Here is an 18,541-nt window from a genome sequence, read left to right as displayed (position 1 = left end):
AGAATTTTTCACGCTACACCCGCCTCAAAAAGGATTTTGTGACACTAACAATTTAAAATTTGGGATTTTGGATGAAAATTCAATTCCCAATGGCGATTAACAAGTTCTATTTACCAAGGTACTTAAACATGGCTGAAATTAAAGTATACAGTGCAGTTGTTTGTCCTTATGCTCACCGTACCCGCTTGGTACTCCAAGAGAAAGGCATCGACTTCGATTTGATTGAGATTGATTTGCAGAATAAGCCGGAAGGGTTTACCAAAGTTTCCCCCTATGGTAAAGTTCCTGCGATCGCTCATGGCGATAACCGAGTTTGGGAGTCTGCGGTAATTAACGAATATCTTGATGAGGTATTTCCCAATCCACCGCTGTTACCCAACAGCCCCATTGCTAAGGCACAGGCTCGTATCTGGATCGATTTTGCCAACACTAGGTTCGTTCCCGCTTTTTCTACCCTGTTGCGGAGTTCAGATCCCCAAAAACAAGAAGAAGCTAAACAGGAACTATACAAACATCTGGAATTCATTGAAAACGAAGGTTTAGCAAAGCTATCTGGAGAAGGCCCCTACTGGTTTGGTGAATCCATCAGTTTGGTCGATTTCACATATTTCCCCTGGTTTGAGCGCTGGGCTGCACTCAAGCAGTATCGCGGCTTTGGAATACCAGAGCAATTTACCCGTGTACGTCAGTGGAAACGGGCTTTGAAAGAGCGTGAATCAGTGAAAGCGATCGCTCACTCTAAGGAATTCTACATCGAGCGGTATGCTAAATTCGCTGCGCCTACTCTCGCTGCTGTTTAGGGACTTCCAAATAAAAAATATCCAATTACTTATTGTGGGGTGGGCGTCTCGCCCGCCTTATGGACTGGGCGCTCATGTTGCCCACCCCACAATATTGGATAATTTATTTCTTGGAGTTCCCTTAAATAAATTTATCCTCTCGTTCCTTGGCTCTGCCAAGGAATGGGTTTCTGGAGGCTCTGCCTCTTTAGACTTGAGGCAGAGCCTCAATAAATGCATTCCCACGCGGAGCATGGGAAGGAGTTAATTACGAATTACGACTTTTCCAAAGTGAGCCGCGCTTTTGAGGTAATGATAAGCCTCTCGTGCCTCAGTGAAAGGGAAAACTCGATCAATAATCGGTTTAATTTGATGTTGTTGCATCGCCTGATTCATCGCCTCAAACATTTCGCGACTGCCAACATAAATTCCCTGAACTGTTAAACTCTTAAAAAGTATTGGCATGGGGTCAATCTCATTTCCTCTGCCTGACAATACGCCAATCAAACTAATACTTCCCCCAATGCGGACTGCTTGTAGCGATTTTGGCAGAGTACCTGCGCCGCCTACCTCAACTACATGATCTACACCTGTACGATTGGTTAATTGATAAACTTGCTTTTCCCAATCTGGTGTTGTTTTATAGTTGATTGTCTCATCAGCACCAAGTTGTTTCGCTCGTACCAACTTTTCATCACTGCTGGAAGTAATAATTGCTCTCGCACCATGTATCTTAGCAAACTGGAGAGCAAAAATTGAAACTCCTCCAGTACCGAGTAATAAAATACTATCACCTGCGCCAATATTGCCTTTTGTCACTAGTGCGTGCCAAGCTGTAACTGCTGCACAAGGTAAAGTTGCACCTTCAATATAGGATAAGTATTCAGGTAATATCACTAAACCATCTTGGTGTAATACAACATACTCAGCCAGCATTCCATCGATACCGCCTCCGAGATCGGATTTCATTTTCTCTTTAGTTAAAGAGCCATAAATCCAGTCTTGGAAGAAAATACCAGCCACGCGATCGCCTATTTTTACCCGTGTCACACCTTCCCCCACCGCCACCACTTCCCCTGCACCGTCAGATACCGGAATTAACGGATATTTCTGTCGAGTACCGTAAGATCCTTCAATAACAAGCAAATCGCGGTAATTTAAGGATATTGCTTTGATTTGAATGAGAACTTGTCCAGCTGCGGGTTTTGGTTGGGGGCGATCGCCTAACGCTAGGGCATCAATCCCGGCGTTGCTTTGAATTTCGTAAACTTTCATATAATTTCTGTCCTATTCCCGCTTTAACTTATCTTCTCGCTTTAAAAAATGGTTCCTTCCAAACGAGTTTATTTATTATTGGTTTTGGGTATAGTGATCGCTCCGATCCTATCCTTATTTCTGATCGTTAAAGCAGCCATCGCCATCACTGTGCTATTTGATGCCATCGTTCTCGGACTGATGGTTGTAGATGGTTTACAGGTGCGGCGTTCTCGTGTGCAAATTACCCGCGAGTTGCCATCACGATTATCCATTGGGCGGGATAATCCCGTGGTGCTGAAAGTGACATCGCCAAATACCAACGCCCAAATTGAAATCCGCGACTATTACCCAATAGGATTTGGCGTTTCTGCACCTACACTGAACGCGATTATTCCCAGTAACAGCACGGAGGAATTGACGTATACTGTCCACCCAACACAGCGCGGAGAGTTTCCTTGGGGGAATATCCAAGTTCGACAGTTGGGGATTTGGGGATTAGCTTGGGATGATTGGCAAATTCCTCAAAGTCTGCCAGTGAAAGTTTATCCTGATTTAGTCGGATTGCGATCGCTCACAATTCGTCTGACACTGCAATCATCAGGATCAATGCGCCAATCTCGCAAAACTGGTATTGGTACAGAGTTTGCTGAACTACGAAACTATCGCACTGGTGACGATTTACGGTTTATTGATTGGAAAGCTACTGCCCGTCGGGTTGGTGCTTATGGTAATGCTATGCCACTGGTGAGAGTGCTAGAACCAGAACAGGAACAAACATTACTGATATTACTCGATCGCGGACGGTTGATGACAGCAAAAGTGCAGAGTTTGCAGCGATTTGACTGGGGTTTAAATGCAACTTTATCCTTAGCTTTGGCAGGTTTACATCGAGGCGATCGCGTGGGTGTTGGTGTATTTGACCGCCAGATGCATACGTGGATTCCCCCAGAACGCGGTCAACATCATCTGAATCAGCTAATTGATCGCCTGACTCCCATTCAACCAGTGTTATTGGAATCTGATTATTTGGGGGCGGTGACAAATGTTTTGCAGCGACAAACTCGGAGGGCGCTGGTAGTAGTGATTACCGATTTAGTTGATGTCACCGCCTCTACAGAACTCCTAGCCGCCCTCTCCAAACTAGCGCCCCGCTATCTCCCCTTTTGCGTTACTCTGCGAGATCCTCAAGTTGATCGGCTAGCAAACACATTCACCGATGATGTTACAGGTGCTTATGCCCGTGCAGTATCACTAGATTTATTAATACAACGACAAGTGGCTTATGCCCAATTAAAACAAAAAGGTGTATTGGTACTAGATGCACCAGCAAATCAAATTGCCGATCAGTTAGTTGAGCGATATCTGCAACTCAAAGCCCGAAATCAACTTTGACCAAACTTGAGGCTAAGTAATGAGTGCTTCAAGACTCTTTACTAGGGACTGGGGCAATACGCTTGGGTTAAGGGCGACTGGCAACAATTTTGGGTTTTCGAGACGCGATAAATCGCCGTCTCTACAAGTGTTTTATTGCTCATTCTGAACTGTATTAGGGACTGGGCAAGAAATTTCATAATCCCCAATCCCCAGTCCCCAGTCCCCAGTCCCCAGTCCCCAATCCCTAAAACACCCCATCTTTACGGAATTTGAGATTTTGAATGCGAGTATCTTCAGCCGGTGGTACATCCTCTTGAGCAAAGGGAATCTGCTTAAAGTTAGCAGCTAGATATTCCGCTAATGCATCTTGCTCAGAACCATCAGCAGCAAAGGTGGCTAAACCTGTGCGTTTACTCTTATCAGCATCCTTTGATATCAAATCAACTCGTTCTCTTTTAGGAAAAGGATAGCCATCACCACCACTTGCTAGAAAGTTGAGGGTGACAGTGCGGAAAACCCGATTAGGATCGCCCACTAACTCTGCATTTTTAACTACTGCATCAATAATTTTGCCTTTCCCATCTTTGATAGCAAGGGATTTCACACGCTTACCTGCTGGCAAGTCTGGGTCAAAGCTAAAGGCTAATCCCGCTACTTGGGGAAAACTGCCAGGGGTAGAACCTGGTGCTATGGCTGCGACGCTGTGTTCAATTACCGCCAGCAATTCAACTGCATTTAGAGTAACTAAAGTCAAGCCATTGTTAAATCGTAAAGCATTGGTGATATCAAGTTGGGAAATTTCTTTTTCTTTCTTACCTGCCACAGGATTTGCTTGGGGTGGTAGTTTGATAACATCCTGTGAGCGAGTCGAACCTGAGGGAAAAGTATATATACCGATATTGTCACGGATACTACCGCCGTTTTTGATGGAAATGACAGTTTTCGGATCGTATCGTTTAGCGATCGCTAAATTAGCTTCGGCTGTCAAATTTCCTAAATTCGTTTCTTGGGTGCGGACATCACCACGCCAGCCATTGAGAAAAACGTTGGTTTTCCCAAAAATCTGACCATCTTGGGCAATAATCACTTTTTTGAGTGCTTCTGTAATGGCGACAATTTTGGGGTTAGGTTTCCCGCCTACAGCCGCGACTCCTGGGGAATCAGTCGCATAAGCACCGCTGATTTTGGGGTCAATACTCTGAGGAATAATTACTCCATTAGCATCAAAGTTAACTACTAAACGACCAACATAGCGATAGTTTCCATCGGTATTAACTATCGCTATCGGATTTCCATCTGCTGCTTTTTTGATGATTGGATAAGTTCCAGCAGATTTATCACCGACTCGAAGACGGTCTGTTTTGTCGGCTAGTAAGGTATTGGAACCACCAGCAACAATGATATCTACTCCCTTGAGTAATTCTGCTAGCTTTTGCTCAATGGCAATTTGCTGCATGTGTGCCAATAAAATGACTTTATTAATTTCTGGGTTTTTTGTCAGCAGTGTATCAACAGAAGTTTGAATTTCAGCAGCTAAGGCGGCGATGTCTGCGGTATTACGGTCATTAAATTCTTTGGGTAACACCGTCACACCGCCGGGAGAAGAAATAGTTCGCAGCGTGGGAGTTGTCGCCCCAACTACAGCAATTTTTTCACCATTGACGGTAATGATGGTGTTATGGGCAATTTTATTCGGAATTTTACTTGCTTCTTGTCCATCAGCAGTAACTAATTTTGCCAGGTCTTTATCAGTGCTGAAATCGAGATTCGTGCTGAGATAGGGAAATTTCGTACCTGGGTAATCTTCTTTAGCGCGGATTAAGTCAGCAACAACACCCGTACCCAAGTCAAATTCGTGATTGCCAAAGGCGATCGCACCAAAACCAAGAGCATTTAGAATTAAAATATCTCCTCGTCCCTGACCACCAAAAACTGTGTCACTGGCAAATAAGAAGGGACTAGGAATATAGGCATCTCCAGATGAAAGAATTAAGGTATTCGGATAATCAGGTTTCCCGTCACCATTAGCATCTTGATTTTTGAGTGCATTCAACACCGCCGAAAAGTTCGGTGCATCCTTCAGCGCTGGGACACCCGCTTCTTGGTCGGAAGTATGTAAAAGTTGCAGTGTGAACCCTGACTTATGTGCTGTTCTGACTTGCGCCACACCACCAGTAGTTCCTAGAAATAAAAAGATGCTAGATATAATTAGCAAACTTAACTGGCTAGCATTTAAATCTCGGCGATTAAGCTTACTGATAAATCGATTTTTCTGACCTAACAAAGGCATAATAAATTTTAGAGTTCATCAGCGGTGAATAATCTTTAGTGTATTATCAATATTCCATAGCAAGTATTTCATAAGTTAATTTTAATATTCATCTTCAGGGCTGTATTCAGAAGCGTCTGGTTGCAAATGTGGTTGTGCAGCAATAAAGGCTGGATGACAAATACACGATTGGTGAATTTTACGAATAGTTGGATATGGATCTAAAGAATATGGTTCTTCAGTAGGTGTTATGCTGAAATTTTAATTAAACCCCAAAGTTTTCCTTTAAAATCAAGGCTTGCAGGCGATTATAAACTCAATTTCAGCACGAAGGCTCAAATGGTAATCATAATGCCTGTTATTATTGACCAATAAGGATTTGAAACTTATTTACAGGCATTTTTAGCATAACAGGTACGGAAGAGCCATTATTTTTAATTATCAAGTATATTTGCCGATTACTTTATCAAAATACTGAAATGCGTTCTCAAAATAAGCTTTTACTTATTCAAAAGCAGCTTTTGCTTTCTCATTTTGGTGTTTTCCGCAAGCAAAATAAGCTTTTACTTTCTAAAACCTCAGTTTGCTTTCTCATTTTGGTGTTTTCCGCAAGTAAAATAAGCTTTTACTTTCTCAAACCCCAGTTTGCTTTCTTATTTTGGTGTTTTCCGCAACATAACAAAGACGCGATAAATCGCGTCTTTTGCCTTAATTACAAATTACGAATTACGAATTACAAAATAATCCCAATAATCGCCAGTTTTATCAAAAGCTAAAAAAATAGAGCAGTTGCACTGTAATACAACTGCTCTAAAAAGTACTTAGATAGATATTTTCTATCTATCCACAGATCCCATAATTACGTCAACACTACCGAGAATGACCACAATATCTGCAACCTTCATGCCGCGCAGTAAATGTGGGACAATCTGGAGATTGTTGAAGTCCGCTGCGCGAATCTTCCAACGTGCAGGAAAGACGTTATCATCGCCAACCAAGTAAATTCCCAATTCACCTTTACCACTTTCTACACGGGCATAGATTTCACCTTTGGGAATTTTAAAGGTGGGGGAAACTTTTTTACCGATGAATTGGTAATCAAACGCGTCCCACTCGGATTTTTTACCTGCGGCTAAACGCTTGGCTTCCAGATTTTCGTAAGGGCCGCCAGGAAGTCCTTTAACTGCTTGGCGAATAATCTTCACAGATTCGCGCATTTCCCGCATTCGCACTACATAACGGGCAAAGCAATCACCGGCGGTTTCCCACTGTACATCCCAGTCAAAATCGTCGTAGGATTCGTAATGGTCAACTTTCCGCAAATCCCATTGCACACCAGATGCGCGTAACATTGGGCCAGAAAGTCCCCAGTTAATTGCTTCTTCACGAGTGATAGTCCCAATACCCTCAACACGTCGCCGGAAGATGGGGTTATCGGTTACTAAGCGTTCATACTCATCAATTTTGGGCAATAGGTATTCGCAGAATTCCAGACACTTATCTACCCAACCATAAGGTAAATCGGCTGCTACTCCACCAACACGGAAGTAGTTGTTATTCACCATCCGATAACCTGTGGCAGCTTCCCACAAATCATAAATCATCTCCCGTTCCCGGAACTGGTAGAAGAAGGGAGTTTGAGCGCCTACGTCAGCGAGGAAGGGACCAAACCACAGCAAGTGGTTAGCGATGCGGTTCAACTCCAGCATGATGACGCGAATGTAGCTAGCGCGTTTGGGAACAGCGACACCTGCAAGCTTTTCTGGGGCGTTGACAGTTACGGCTTCGTTGAACATTCCCGCAGCGTAGTCCCAGCGACTAACGTAAGGGACGTACATAACATTAGTGCGGTTCTCAGCAATTTTTTCCATTCCCCGGTGCAAATAGCCGATGACCGGTTCACAGTCAACGACATCCTCGCCATCCAGAGTCATGATTAGCCGCAGAACCCCGTGCATCGAGGGGTGGTGTGGTCCCATGTTTAGCACCATTGGTTCAGTGCGGGTTTCTAGTCTGGTCATAGATTTCGTGTTCTCCTGTTTGTATTCGTGTAGCGTGCTAAAGGCAAAATTTTGAATTGAACCGCGTAGATGCCAACCAGACCCGATTTATCTAGTCTGCCAAGCCAAAGTTAAGCTTGCAGGAGCAATACTTTTAAGAAAACTGCCTTCCTTTAAGGCGTTTATAGTGTATTGCCCATACAGGGATATGTTGGAGAGGGGGTGACAGAGGAGGGACTTTACTTGATGTTTAATTTTGTTGCACTTCTTCAACTATTATATGGAAGCTTGATCTGCACTTAATTAAGGCATCGGATTTTTTTATATAGCGGTTCTTAGTTGCATAGAATACAGACCTAACCCCCAGCCCTTTCCCTTCTGGCGTTGGGGAGTAAAATTCAAAGCCTCTCTCCTTTTAGGAGAGAGGTCAGAGTGTGTTGCATCCGAACGAGAAATGCTATAAGCAAGATGCGGAGAATGGGGGAGGTGGTAAAACTAGGAACCCAGCCTACTATTCTTTACGGGAATGGGAACAGCGAAGCCAAGGCTGGGTGGTTCACATTACCTCAACAAAGCAGCAAAAGGACAAGAACTGGCTGGAAAATTTTCAGTTGCGAGTTCTTTTCTTTTTGTAAAAACTTGCTTGATGAAAGCCCAGAACTTTTGATATAGAGAACCAGGAGGTTGTATTCCACCTTCTGCTTGTCTTGACTGAGACAAATTTGCTAATTTACCACCAGATGTCAATTTGTCTAGAAAGTTATTATTGTCGTAATAGTGTTCTAAAGACAAAATTTTGAGATCATCTGTGATATTAACGACACTTATGCCAATAACCTCAATCATCTGGCCAGTAGGTGCATAATCTTTATATGCACCTTGAAAATATCCCCAGTGTCGCCATTTAAAAGTAATGGTTGGTGGTGCTGAATAAATTTCTACTACTTCCCACAAGAAACCATCAGGGAATGCTGTATGAAATAAATTGGTTGAGGTTTCAAAATTTTCCTCAGAAGCTCGATAATGTTGTGTATTGCCAATCAACAGTTTATAAGTACCTGATTGGACTAAATCTGCAACTGTGTATTCAGTGCCACCATTGGTACTCATGCGAAACTTGTCTTGGACAATAGTCAACCATTCAGCAGGATTGGTTTTGAAATTTGCTTCAACATCAAAACTTCGCACCAAATTTTGTACAAGTGCTGCTAGTGAACCTTGAGGGTGATTGTATTTACTTTCACTGGCTAGCTTTTCATTAGAACGAGTATAGTCTGGCTTTTTACCATAGCGCCATTGAACATTCTGACTATATTGCAGAACTGTGTCTCTGTTCTGTACCCAAAGGGGAAGATTATTGTTGTCAATTGAACTCATAAATACCTCTGCCCAAATGTGACTGTGAAACAACTGTCAATACCGATACACACTCAGATTTCGCAGTGATAACCCCTCTAATTTGGCAGTAGTAACCTATACAGTTTTGAGTACAAGTTTAAGAAATAATCAACTGTGGTATTAGAGGTTGCTTGAAAAGTATTTGGCTGTGATTTTAGGCACTTTTAGATCCCCCCTTGCCCCCCTTAAAAAGGGGGGAACCGGATCAAAGTCCCCCTTTTTAAGGGGGATTTAGGGGGATCTAAAAGGATTTGATACATCACTAATAACTTTTAAAACATCCTCTTAGAACTGCTTGCCATTGCATCTACGACAATAATTGCACTATAAAGCCAGTCAACACCAGGGAAGTTCTGGAAGTTAATGAATTTCAAGTAAATTTTGACAAAACAATATAGTGAAAGCTTTTATTAGTAATACTTTCAGCGTTCTCAATAAACAAGAGTATTGTAATTGGCAAGGTTAATTAAAATCACAAAAGATCCTGAAGTTCAGGATTTTTATATGCTTCTTGTGCTAGTGCTTTGAGAAATAGGCAACGAATGAAACAGACATCTCGTTACTTCATAGCCGATTCTGTATTATGTGTTTCTTGCGAGTAATTACACCCTAATGAATCAGCAGCAGTCAAGAAGTAAACGTGGAGTCATACTAACAACATTAGGATGGCAGCGACTCCAAGAGGCGCAACGAAACTGGGAGAATGAGAAAAATTTTGGTGTCGCTTGTACTATTGAAGCCTTAAGCGATCGCACAGGGTTAGATCCATCCACAGTTTCTAAGGTGACGGATCGGGAAGCAGGGGTGGATAGGCGGACTTTAGAACGCTTTTTCAGGGCTTTTGATTTGGAATTGCACAAAAGCGATTATGCCAAGCCAGAAGTTTTATCGGTTAAGCAGCAAGAAATCATCACTTACTCAAATCAAAATTGGGGTGAAGCCCCTGATGTGTCAGTCTTCTATGGGCGCACGCAAGAATTAGGGAAACTAGAAAAATGGATAATTAGCGATCGCTGTCGTTTAATTACACTCATTGGCCTTGGTGGTATTGGTAAAACTACTCTGTCAGTCAAATTAGCTCAAAAACTGCGAAAACAGTTTGATTATGTAATATGGCAAAGTCTTCTCAATGCTCCGCCACTTTTAGAGATGCTAGCAACTCTAGTACAATTTTTGTCCAATGGCGAAGAAACAGATTTACCAAAAAACATTCCCTACAGAATCAATCGCCTACTTGAATATCTGCGTTCATCACGTTGTCTTGTAATTATAGATAACGCCGAATCGCTTTTCCAAGGTGGTAATTATGCAGGTTTATATCGGGAAGATTATGAAGGCTACGGCGAACTGTTTCGCCAGATAGGAGAAGTTAATCATCAAAGTTGCTTATTACTCACTTCACGAGAAAAGCCTCAAGAACTTGCAGCGATTGAAAGTAGCCAAGGACTGGTTCGTTCTTTACAAATTACGGGTTTGACAATCTCAGAAATCCAAGAAATTTTTAGAGGGAAAGGAGTTACAGGCGGTACAGATGCCGACTGGAAAAAACTAATTATTAACTATGCAGGGAATCCGCTTTATTTTAAAATTATTGCTACAACAGTTTTAGATTTATTTAATGGAAATATTTCTGAGTTTATCTCTCAAGATCCAGGAGTATTTGGAAATATTCGCCTGTTAATGGAACAGCATTTTCAGCGTTTAACTGCATTAGAACAATCATTAATATATTGGCTAGCTATCAATCGAGAGCCAGTTGGCATAACAGAATTAAAAGACGATATTTTAGATTCAAGCACCACATCAAAGCTATTAGAAACAATAGAATCTCTTTTAAGACGCTCTCTTATTGAAAAAGCTACACCTTCACTGATTACCAAACATGGCAATTGCTTCACGCTACAACCAGTAGTTATGGAGTATATAACTATGAAATTCATTGATGAAGTTTGTCAAGAGCTTATCAAAGGAGAAGTTTCATTATTCAAAAGTTTTGCTTTAATCAAAGCCACATCACCTGATTATGTCAAAGATAGTCAAATTCGGCTGATTCTCAAACCTATTATCAATAATTTATGCTTGCTGCTAGGAAACTCTAGCCAAATTACAGCACAACTTACTAATATTATCAACCAATTTCGCGGACAGTCTCCTTACATAACTGGCTACATGGCAGGTAATACGATTAATCTACTTGGTCAGTTGTCAGCAAAAATCAGTAATCAAGATTTTTCTCATCTAACGATTTGGCAAGCTGACCTCCAGAATTATATATTAAATCATGTCAATTTTGAAAATAGTAATTTTGCTAAATCAGTTTTTACTGAAACCTTTGGTATAATTTTTGGTCTAGCTTTTAGTCCCGACGATGCACTTTTAGCAACGGGAAGTATTGATGGTGAAATTTGCTTGTGGCGATGGCGAGAGAATCAGCAACTTTTGAATTTCCCAGGGCATAGCAATATAGTAATGTCTCTTGCTTTTAGTCCAGATGGTCAAAAAATTGCTAGTACTAGTGTAGACAGAACTGTTAAATTGTGGGATGTTGCTACGGGTGAATGTCTATTGACCTTACCCTCAAATTATGGGGTAATAGTTGGAAATATTATCTTTAGTCGAGACGGAAAAAACCTGTTTACTTGTACAGAAAAGCAGATATTATTCTGGGATATTGAAATAGGTAATTGTGTCTTAGCTATCGAACACAGCAACCGAATTACTTCAATTGCTTACGAACCTCAACGTCATATTATCGCTTCTGGTTGTTTAGATGGTACTGTAAATATCTGGGATGTAAATACTGGTAAATGTCTAAAAACTGTTCAGGGAGAAAGTGGAGCAGTTTTGTCAATAGCCTTTACTAGTGATAGTAAGCTTTTGGCTAGTAGTGTAAAAGCTAAAATTATCAGCATTTGGGATGTAAATACTAGCAAGCATATTCAAACATTACAAGAACATAGTAACTATATTTCATTGGTTGCCTTTAGCCGTGATGGTCAGACTTTAGCAAGTAGCGGCAGTGGCAATAGAACCGTAAATATTTGGGATATTAAAACTGGAAGATATCTGCAAACTTTAGCAGGACATATCTCAGCAATTAACAGTCTTACTTTTAGCAGTTTTGGGAATTTAGTAACTGGTAGTGTAGACCGGACAGTAAAGCTTTGGGATGTTGTAAATGGCAAATGTTTGAAAACTTGGCGGGGACGGACTGACTTTGTAAATTCAGTGGGATTTAGTAGTAATGGTGAAATTATTGCTAGTGGTAGTCAACATACTATTGCTCTTTGGGATGTGACTACAGGTGAGTGTATCCAAGCCTTTTATGATTATCAAGATTGGCTGAATTGTGCGGCTTTAAGCCCTAATGGACAAATACTAGCTTGTGGTAATATAGGTAATGTCAATAGCATTATTAGACTTTGGCAAGTTAACCAACTGAGTAATTTTAGCCAAGTTCCAGATAAAATATTACAAGGTCATACAGATAGTATTTGGTCAATTGACTTTAGTCCAGATAGCAAAATCTTAGCGAGTGGTAGTAGCGATCGCACCGTTAAACTTTGGGATTGTCAAACTGGTCAATGTCTCTTTACTTTTGTAGGGCATACTGGTGCAGTTCTTTCGGTTGCCTTTAGCCCCAATGAACGGACTATTGCCAGTTGTAGCGGTCACTCCACAATCAAACTTTGGGATATTGAAAGTAAAGAATGTTACCAAAATATAAAGGAACCCGCAGGTTATATTATTGCTTTTAGTCCCAATGGTCATCTTTTGGCTAGCGCGAATACTATGGGCATCGTCAAGCTGTGGGACATCAAAACTGGTGAATGTTGTACTACTTTTGGCAGACATGGGCAAGCTGTAATTTCAATTGCCTTTAGTGCCGATGGCGAAACCTTAGCTAGCGGTAGTAAAGATGGTACTGTGAGGCTCTGGAATATGAAAAATGGTGAGTGCATCAAAACATTTTTGGCTGATATCGGTTCAGTATGGTCATTGGCTTTTAGTCCCAATGGTTTGCTAGCTTGTGGTGGCAATGCTGAAACGATCAAGCTTTATGATCCTAATACAGATAATTGCCTGAAAACATTAAAAAGCGATCGCCCCTACGAAGGCATAAATATTAAAGGGGTTACAGGTTTAACAACTGCGATGATTGCCAATCTCAAAGCGCTGGGGGCAATAAGCCTGTGAAGCCGTTCAAACTATTTTTAATTAGGAACACACAAAGACACAAACAAAAGAATACATAATTAAAGTTCATCTGTGATTTTGTGCCCTAAGAGGATGTTTGAAAAATCCTTTTGTCGGTATCAAAAATTTTAGATCCCCCTAAATCCCCCTTAAAAAGGGGGACTTTGATTCCGGTTCCCCCCTTAAAAAGGGGGGTTAGGGGGGATCTAAAAGTGCCTAAAGTCACAGCGAAACACTTTTCAAACAACCTCTAAGTCTCATGAATCGTCAGCTAGCTATTGAAGAACCGATATTTTCCCATCTACCAGTGTTACCGCAAGAAGTAATTGCAGGTCTAGCGGTATCTCCCGGAGGTCATTATCTTGATACGACGGTAGGCGGTGGAGGTCACAGCCGTTTGATTTTAGCTGCTGCACCAGATGTAAAATTAACGGCAATTGACCAAGATGAAGATGCTTTAGCAGCAGCGAGGAAAGAATTAGCAGAGTTTGGCGATCGCGTAAAATTTATTCATAGCAATTTTGCTGACTACGAATTTCCACCCAACACTTTCGATGGGATCTTAGCCGATTTGGGAGTGAGTTCTTACCATTTAGACCAAGCAGAAAGGGGTTTCAGCTTTCGCCAAGCTGCAAATTTAGATATGCGAATGGATCGGGGGCGATCGCTAACTGCTGCTGATGTGATTAATAATTGGGATGAAGCCGAATTAGCTGATATTTTCTTTAAGTATGGTGAAGAGAGATTATCACGGCGTATTGCTAGACGCATTGTCGAACGGCGACCGTTGTACACAACTACAGAATTAGCTGATGCGATCGCTTCTTCTGTTCCTCCCAAATACCGTTATGGGAGAATTCACCCCGCTACCCGTGTTTTTCAAGCTCTGCGAATTGTCGTCAACGATGAGTTAAAATCCCTAGAAACCTTTTTAGATAAAGCCCCAAATGCCCTTGTCCCTGGTGGACGAATTGTGATTATCAGTTTTCACAGTTTAGAAGACCGCCCGGTGAAGCATGGTTTAAGAAATTCACCTTTATTAAAAGTCTTGACAAAAAAGCCGATTATTGCTACAGAAGAGGAAATTGGGAAAAATCCGCGATCGCGATCGGCCAAGCTGAGGATAGCGGAAAAACTGCTTTCAATGTCACGTAATTAAAAATTGGAGCAAAGCAAGTTGACGAGCTTCACTCCCTACTAATCTCAAAGTACACGTAGCAAGCTAGGAATGCTTTCAATCGCTGACAAATCCCGGATTTCTGCTAAAGCTTGCCTAAAATTGCCTTCCCGCACATCATGGGTAACAACCACAATCTCTGCAAGTTCTCCTTGAAAGCCAGTTTGGACAATTGACTCTAAGCTAACGCCATAGTTACCAAAGCAAGTCCCTAATTTCCCGATAACTCCGGGTTGATCGTTGGTAAGAAAACGGGCATAAAACCGAGTTCTCAATTCTGCCATTGGCGCAATTTGGCAGTATTCTTGATGTCCACAAGCTAATAGGGGATTTGCAACTGCTGTATTAGTTTTGAGGACAGCAACTAAATTCAAAATATCTGATGTGACGGCACTAGCGGTTGCACCAGCACCAGCACCAGGGCCAAAAAACATTACCTGTCCGATGGGTTCTCCTTCCACAAGAATGGCATTGTAAACACCGTTGATGCTAGCCAAAGGGTGGGCTTTGGGCACTAAGGTAGGATGAACTCTGATGGAGAGGGGAGATGAGGGAGTATCACGTTTAGCGATCGCTAACAATTTAATCACAAATCCCAATTTCTCGGCGTAGGCAATATCTGTCTTGCTGACTTGCCGAATCCCTTCAGTATAAACATCTTGTAAGTTGATGCGTCCACCAAAGCCTAATGATGCCAGAATCGCAATTTTATCGCCTGCGTCTAAACCATCGACATCAGCTGTGGGGTCAGCCTCAGCGTAACCCAATCGCTGGGCATCAGCTAAGACATCATTGAAGTTGCTGCCTTCTGTTTGCATCCGTGTCAGGATGTAGTTCGTTGTACCGTTAACGATACCGGTTATTGTGTGAATGCGGTTAACGCTTAAAGACTGCTTTAAGGGTTGAATCACCGGAATTCCACCACCCACAGCCGCTTCTAGCATGACGTATACGCCGGCTTGATTGGCAGTTGTGAAAATTTCCGCCCCAAAGCGGGCGATCGCTGCTTTATTAGCTGTAACTACATGCTTACCATTACTTAAGGCTTTGAGAATTAGCGATCGCGCCGGCTCTAGTCCGCCCATCACCTCGACAACTATATCTACCGCCGGATCGTTGACAATAGAATCTAAATCTGTAGTTAATACTTCCGTAGACAATTCTACTGCACGGGGTTTATCTAGCGATCGCACTCCCACCCGATAAATTTCTATCTCTTGCAACAATGGGTGACGCCCAGCGCTATCTTGCAACAACTGCACTGTTCCCGTTCCCACGGTGCCTAATCCCAGTATTCCTAGTTTCACACCCACAAATTTTGCACCCAATCTATTTTTTAGTGCTGAGTGCTGAGTGCTGAGTGCTGAGTAGTAACAAGTATTACTTAACGTGAGTTCGATGAACCTCTCCCTCCCAACCTCCCTTTCCGTTTCGGAAAGGGAGGAGGAACGAAAAATTCAGCTTTTTGCTACCCTCTCCGTGTCGGAGAGGGGCTAGGGGAGAGGTCAAATAAGACTTGTCGAACTCACGTTTATTTAGTACTCTACTCTTCAGAACTGAGAACTCTGACCTCAGCTATTTACAATATTACGCCGTGTGCAACTTTCTCTCAGACCTAACCCCCAACCTCTTCCCTACTAGCGTTGGGGAGCAAAAATCAAAGCCTCTCAGGAGTGGGGGAGACGAATGAAAGTGGGGTTCTAAGGATAAGTTGCACATTGCGTAATATTCATAACAAAACAATTGTAGGGTGAGCATTGCCCACCCTACTAATTCATAACTTAGAACTCAAAACTCAGCACTCAGCACTTAATAGGTTTCTACGTGCCAGCGATGGGCTTTCTTGAGTTCCTTTTGGTAAACACTCCAGGTTACGCCTTCTTTAGCAGCAGCAGTTGTTAAGGCTGCATCAATACCTTCTTCCATACCCCGCAAACCGCAGATGTAGGTGTGGGTTTTTTCATTTTTAATCAATTGCCACAATTCATCAGCATGTTCTGCTACGCGGTCTTGGATGTACATTCTACCGCCTTGGGGATTTTTTTGTTCGCGGCTGATGGCAGCAGTCAGACGGAAGTTATCAGGATATTTTTGTTGAATTTCTTCCAGTTCTTCCTTATATAAAAGGTTTGGAGTTGTGGGCACGCCAAATATTAGCCAAGAGAATCCTTTAAATTGGTATTCTGGGTTAGCTGCTCTTTCTGCATCTTTAAACTGACGCCATAGATAAGCCCGCATCGGGGCAATACCTGTTCCAGTTGCCAACATGATGACATTAGCTTCGGGATCTTCGGGTAACAACATTTCCTTACCCACAGGCCCAGTAATTTTTATGTCTGCCCCTGGTTCTAGGAAACACAGGTGCGTAGAGCAAACACCGTAGACTGTTTCGCCTGTTTCTGGGTGCTTGTACTCCAATTGGCGGACGCACAGTGATACTGTCTTATCATCCACATCATCGCCATGACGAGTTGAGGCGATGGAATAGAGTCTAAGTTTTTCTGGCTTGCCGTTCTTGTCTAATCCTGGTGGGATAATCCCAATACTTTGACCTTCTATATACTTCAAATCACTGCCAGAGAGGTCAAATTTAAGGTGTTGAACAATGCCAATACCACCTTCTTTGACTAGTGGTTCATTAGATATTACCTTGCCAATAAACGGAGCATTGGGACGATAAGTGTTAACAGGAACGTCACCGTGGTCTTTTTTGGCTTTCGCTTGAGTCATGGTGTTGCCTTTCTTGTCCTTGTTCTTGAGCTGTTCTTCAGCTGGTGGTTTAGCGAAACCTTTGGTTTCACTATGAGCATTTACAGGTGTGGCTTTACCATTCCCTTCACTGTTAGCAGTTTCCCCAGATGTAGCTAACTCGCTGACAACGCTTGTAGCATTCCCAAGTGAGGCTTTACCATTAACTGGTTCTAAAGCAGTTACAGGTTGGATGCTAACAATTGTGCCGCCTAGACGAGTGATACGTCGCATTTCTTGATTCATGCGGTTGTAAGGCACTCTGATGAACACACTGCCACTTTTCCGAATTGGGTAGTTAGTTTGATCGGTTTCTTCACTTTGACGCAAACCCACTACTTCATAAAGGAAGATGCGGCTACCTAATTCTGTGTTGGCAGCACCCTCAACAGCACCTTGATTGTACATTCGTTCTACCACTCCGATAATTTACTTAACCGTTTTTCAAAAAAACTATTCCCATCCCATGCCAGCTTTAGTTTACCGGATTTTTGTTTCACAAAACTGGAGAAAGAAGGAAAAACGGCATCATTAATTTAATGCCTTGCTAAGTACACTCACCAAAGACATGCAGGCATAGCAAAAAACACACCTGTTCACCTTCTAAGGTAAAGGATAAGTCTTGGGGAGAATGTTAATAATGAGTCAATTTAATCTTTTTTTCGTTAACTACCACCCCCATTAGGGAGATAGCTTTTTACCTTATTACTCAAGGAGTAACTTACAATAGTAGATATTGTTGGAGAGATGCTTTAATAGAAAAAGCTACCGCTCTGTTTACTTACCTCCAAAAGTTGCCTTGTACTTGCCTATTTCAAGAGTTGAAATCGAAAAATCCAAATCCCGGAAGGTTTTCTCCCGATTGATTTGACTTCTCTAAATCTACTATTCTACCAGAATATTGTTTAGCTATAATTCATAACCCTTCTATGGATAATTACATGGATAGGACAAATCTCACTACAGACATAACCATGATTTAAGCAACTATAATTAGTTTCACTTGATGTGAAAAATCTGTCAACCTCTATCAGTACCTTGCCATAACACCAACACTTCTATTTGAGCATATCCATAAATTTACAGGCAATAAATTGACTAATGCAAGTTGTTGACTCATTCGTTGGATAGATTTTGGCTTTGAATAGCTCAAGCATTGTCAAGCCGGAATTACAATTTAGGAAGATAAAAAAACTCGCTGCCAGAGTAAATTGTACCTTATCTACTTGATTAGATAGAGTAACAAGTAGCAGAATGACAGCGCTGCAATACTTACGGCGATAGCGATCCCCATTTTTAAATTAACAACTAAATCAACAAAATCATTGATAAATCACGTTAA

Annotated in this window: 10 protein-coding genes; 4 read left to right on the top strand and 6 right to left on the bottom strand. The window is 42.0% G+C overall.

Features of this window, described 5'->3' with window-relative positions; translation table 11 throughout:
- Positions 1 to 128 precede the first annotated feature (128 nt).
- A complete protein-coding gene (locus V7L07_RS18765; protein ID WP_334979763.1) occupies positions 129 to 800 on the top strand; it encodes a glutathione S-transferase family protein in 672 nt (223 codons plus the stop codon).
- A 243-nt stretch (positions 801 to 1,043) separates the two neighbouring features.
- On the opposite strand, the gene V7L07_RS18760 is transcribed toward V7L07_RS18765, so the two are convergent.
- Positions 1,044 to 2,054, bottom strand: coding sequence for a zinc-dependent alcohol dehydrogenase family protein (locus V7L07_RS18760; RefSeq protein WP_335060331.1), 1,011 nt, complete (start codon positions 2,052 to 2,054; stop codon positions 1,044 to 1,046).
- Positions 2,055 to 2,102: 48 nt separating this feature from the next.
- On the opposite strand from V7L07_RS18760, the gene V7L07_RS18755 reads away from it, so the two are divergent.
- Positions 2,103 to 3,428, top strand: coding sequence for a DUF58 domain-containing protein (locus V7L07_RS18755; RefSeq protein ID WP_335060329.1), 1,326 nt, complete (start codon positions 2,103 to 2,105; stop codon positions 3,426 to 3,428).
- Positions 3,429 to 3,654: 226 nt separating this feature from the next.
- Here V7L07_RS18755 and V7L07_RS18750 read toward each other — a convergent pair whose 3' ends face one another.
- The 3 genes from V7L07_RS18750 to V7L07_RS18740 form a co-directional block, all read right to left on the bottom strand.
- Positions 3,655 to 5,700 carry a bifunctional metallophosphatase/5'-nucleotidase gene (locus tag V7L07_RS18750; protein ID WP_335060327.1) on the bottom strand — a complete coding sequence of 682 codons (2,046 nt, stop codon included), beginning with the start codon at positions 5,698 to 5,700 and terminating at the stop codon, positions 3,655 to 3,657.
- 815 nt (positions 5,701 to 6,515) lie between these two features.
- The gene (locus tag V7L07_RS18745) at positions 6,516 to 7,700 is read right to left on the bottom strand and encodes an NAD(P)H-quinone oxidoreductase subunit H (protein ID WP_335060325.1); all 1,185 of its coding nucleotides are present in this window, start codon (positions 7,698 to 7,700) and stop codon (positions 6,516 to 6,518) included.
- A gap of 540 nt (positions 7,701 to 8,240) precedes the next feature.
- A complete protein-coding gene (locus V7L07_RS18740; RefSeq protein ID WP_335060323.1) occupies positions 8,241 to 9,056 on the bottom strand; it encodes an ester cyclase in 816 nt (271 codons plus the stop codon).
- 633 nt (positions 9,057 to 9,689) lie between these two features.
- Between V7L07_RS18740 and V7L07_RS18735 the strand changes: the two genes are divergently transcribed.
- Together V7L07_RS18735 and rsmH are read left to right on the top strand one after the other, a co-directional pair.
- Entirely contained in the window at positions 9,690 to 13,274 is a 3,585-nt protein-coding gene (locus tag V7L07_RS18735; protein WP_335060321.1) for an NB-ARC domain-containing protein, read from the top strand.
- Positions 13,275 to 13,533: 259 nt separating this feature from the next.
- Positions 13,534 to 14,433 (top strand): 16S rRNA (cytosine(1402)-N(4))-methyltransferase RsmH, encoded by a 900-nt coding sequence (gene rsmH / locus V7L07_RS18730; RefSeq protein ID WP_335060319.1) that lies wholly within the window; start codon positions 13,534 to 13,536, stop codon positions 14,431 to 14,433.
- Between the two features lie 44 nt (positions 14,434 to 14,477).
- Here the strand turns inward: rsmH and V7L07_RS18725 are convergent, their stop codons facing one another.
- Positions 14,478 to 15,764, bottom strand: coding sequence for a homoserine dehydrogenase (locus V7L07_RS18725; protein ID WP_335060386.1), 1,287 nt, complete (start codon positions 15,762 to 15,764; stop codon positions 14,478 to 14,480).
- Positions 15,765 to 16,260: 496 nt separating this feature from the next.
- Positions 16,261 to 17,607: a ferredoxin--NADP reductase gene (petH, locus tag V7L07_RS18720; protein ID WP_335060317.1), complete on the bottom strand. Its 1,347-nt coding sequence runs from the start codon at positions 17,605 to 17,607 to the stop codon at positions 16,261 to 16,263.
- Between the last annotated feature and the right edge of the window lie 934 nt (positions 17,608 to 18,541).

This window comes from Nostoc sp., assembly GCF_036916985.1.
Lineage (GTDB): Bacteria > Cyanobacteriota > Cyanobacteriia > Cyanobacteriales > Nostocaceae > Nostoc.
The sequence above is the reverse complement of the archived record's forward strand: the minus strand, read 5'-3'. Positions and strand labels throughout refer to the sequence as shown.

Coding starts and splice junctions, on each gene's coding strand:
- V7L07_RS18750 (WP_335060327.1), bottom strand. CDS start 5,700: ATGCCTTTGTTAGGTCAGAAAAATCGATTTATCAGTAAGCTTAATCGC.
- V7L07_RS18755 (WP_335060329.1), top strand. CDS start 2,103: ATGGTTCCTTCCAAACGAGTTTATTTATTATTGGTTTTGGGTATAGTG.
- V7L07_RS18760 (WP_335060331.1), bottom strand. CDS start 2,054: ATGAAAGTTTACGAAATTCAAAGCAACGCCGGGATTGATGCCCTAGCG.
- V7L07_RS18740 (WP_335060323.1), bottom strand. CDS start 9,056: ATGAGTTCAATTGACAACAATAATCTTCCCCTTTGGGTACAGAACAGA.
- V7L07_RS18735 (WP_335060321.1), top strand. CDS start 9,690: ATGAATCAGCAGCAGTCAAGAAGTAAACGTGGAGTCATACTAACAACA.
- V7L07_RS18765 (WP_334979763.1), top strand. CDS start 129: ATGGCTGAAATTAAAGTATACAGTGCAGTTGTTTGTCCTTATGCTCAC.
- V7L07_RS18745 (WP_335060325.1), bottom strand. CDS start 7,700: ATGACCAGACTAGAAACCCGCACTGAACCAATGGTGCTAAACATGGGA.
- petH (WP_335060317.1), bottom strand. CDS start 17,607: ATGTACAATCAAGGTGCTGTTGAGGGTGCTGCCAACACAGAATTAGGT.
- rsmH (WP_335060319.1), top strand. CDS start 13,534: ATGAATCGTCAGCTAGCTATTGAAGAACCGATATTTTCCCATCTACCA.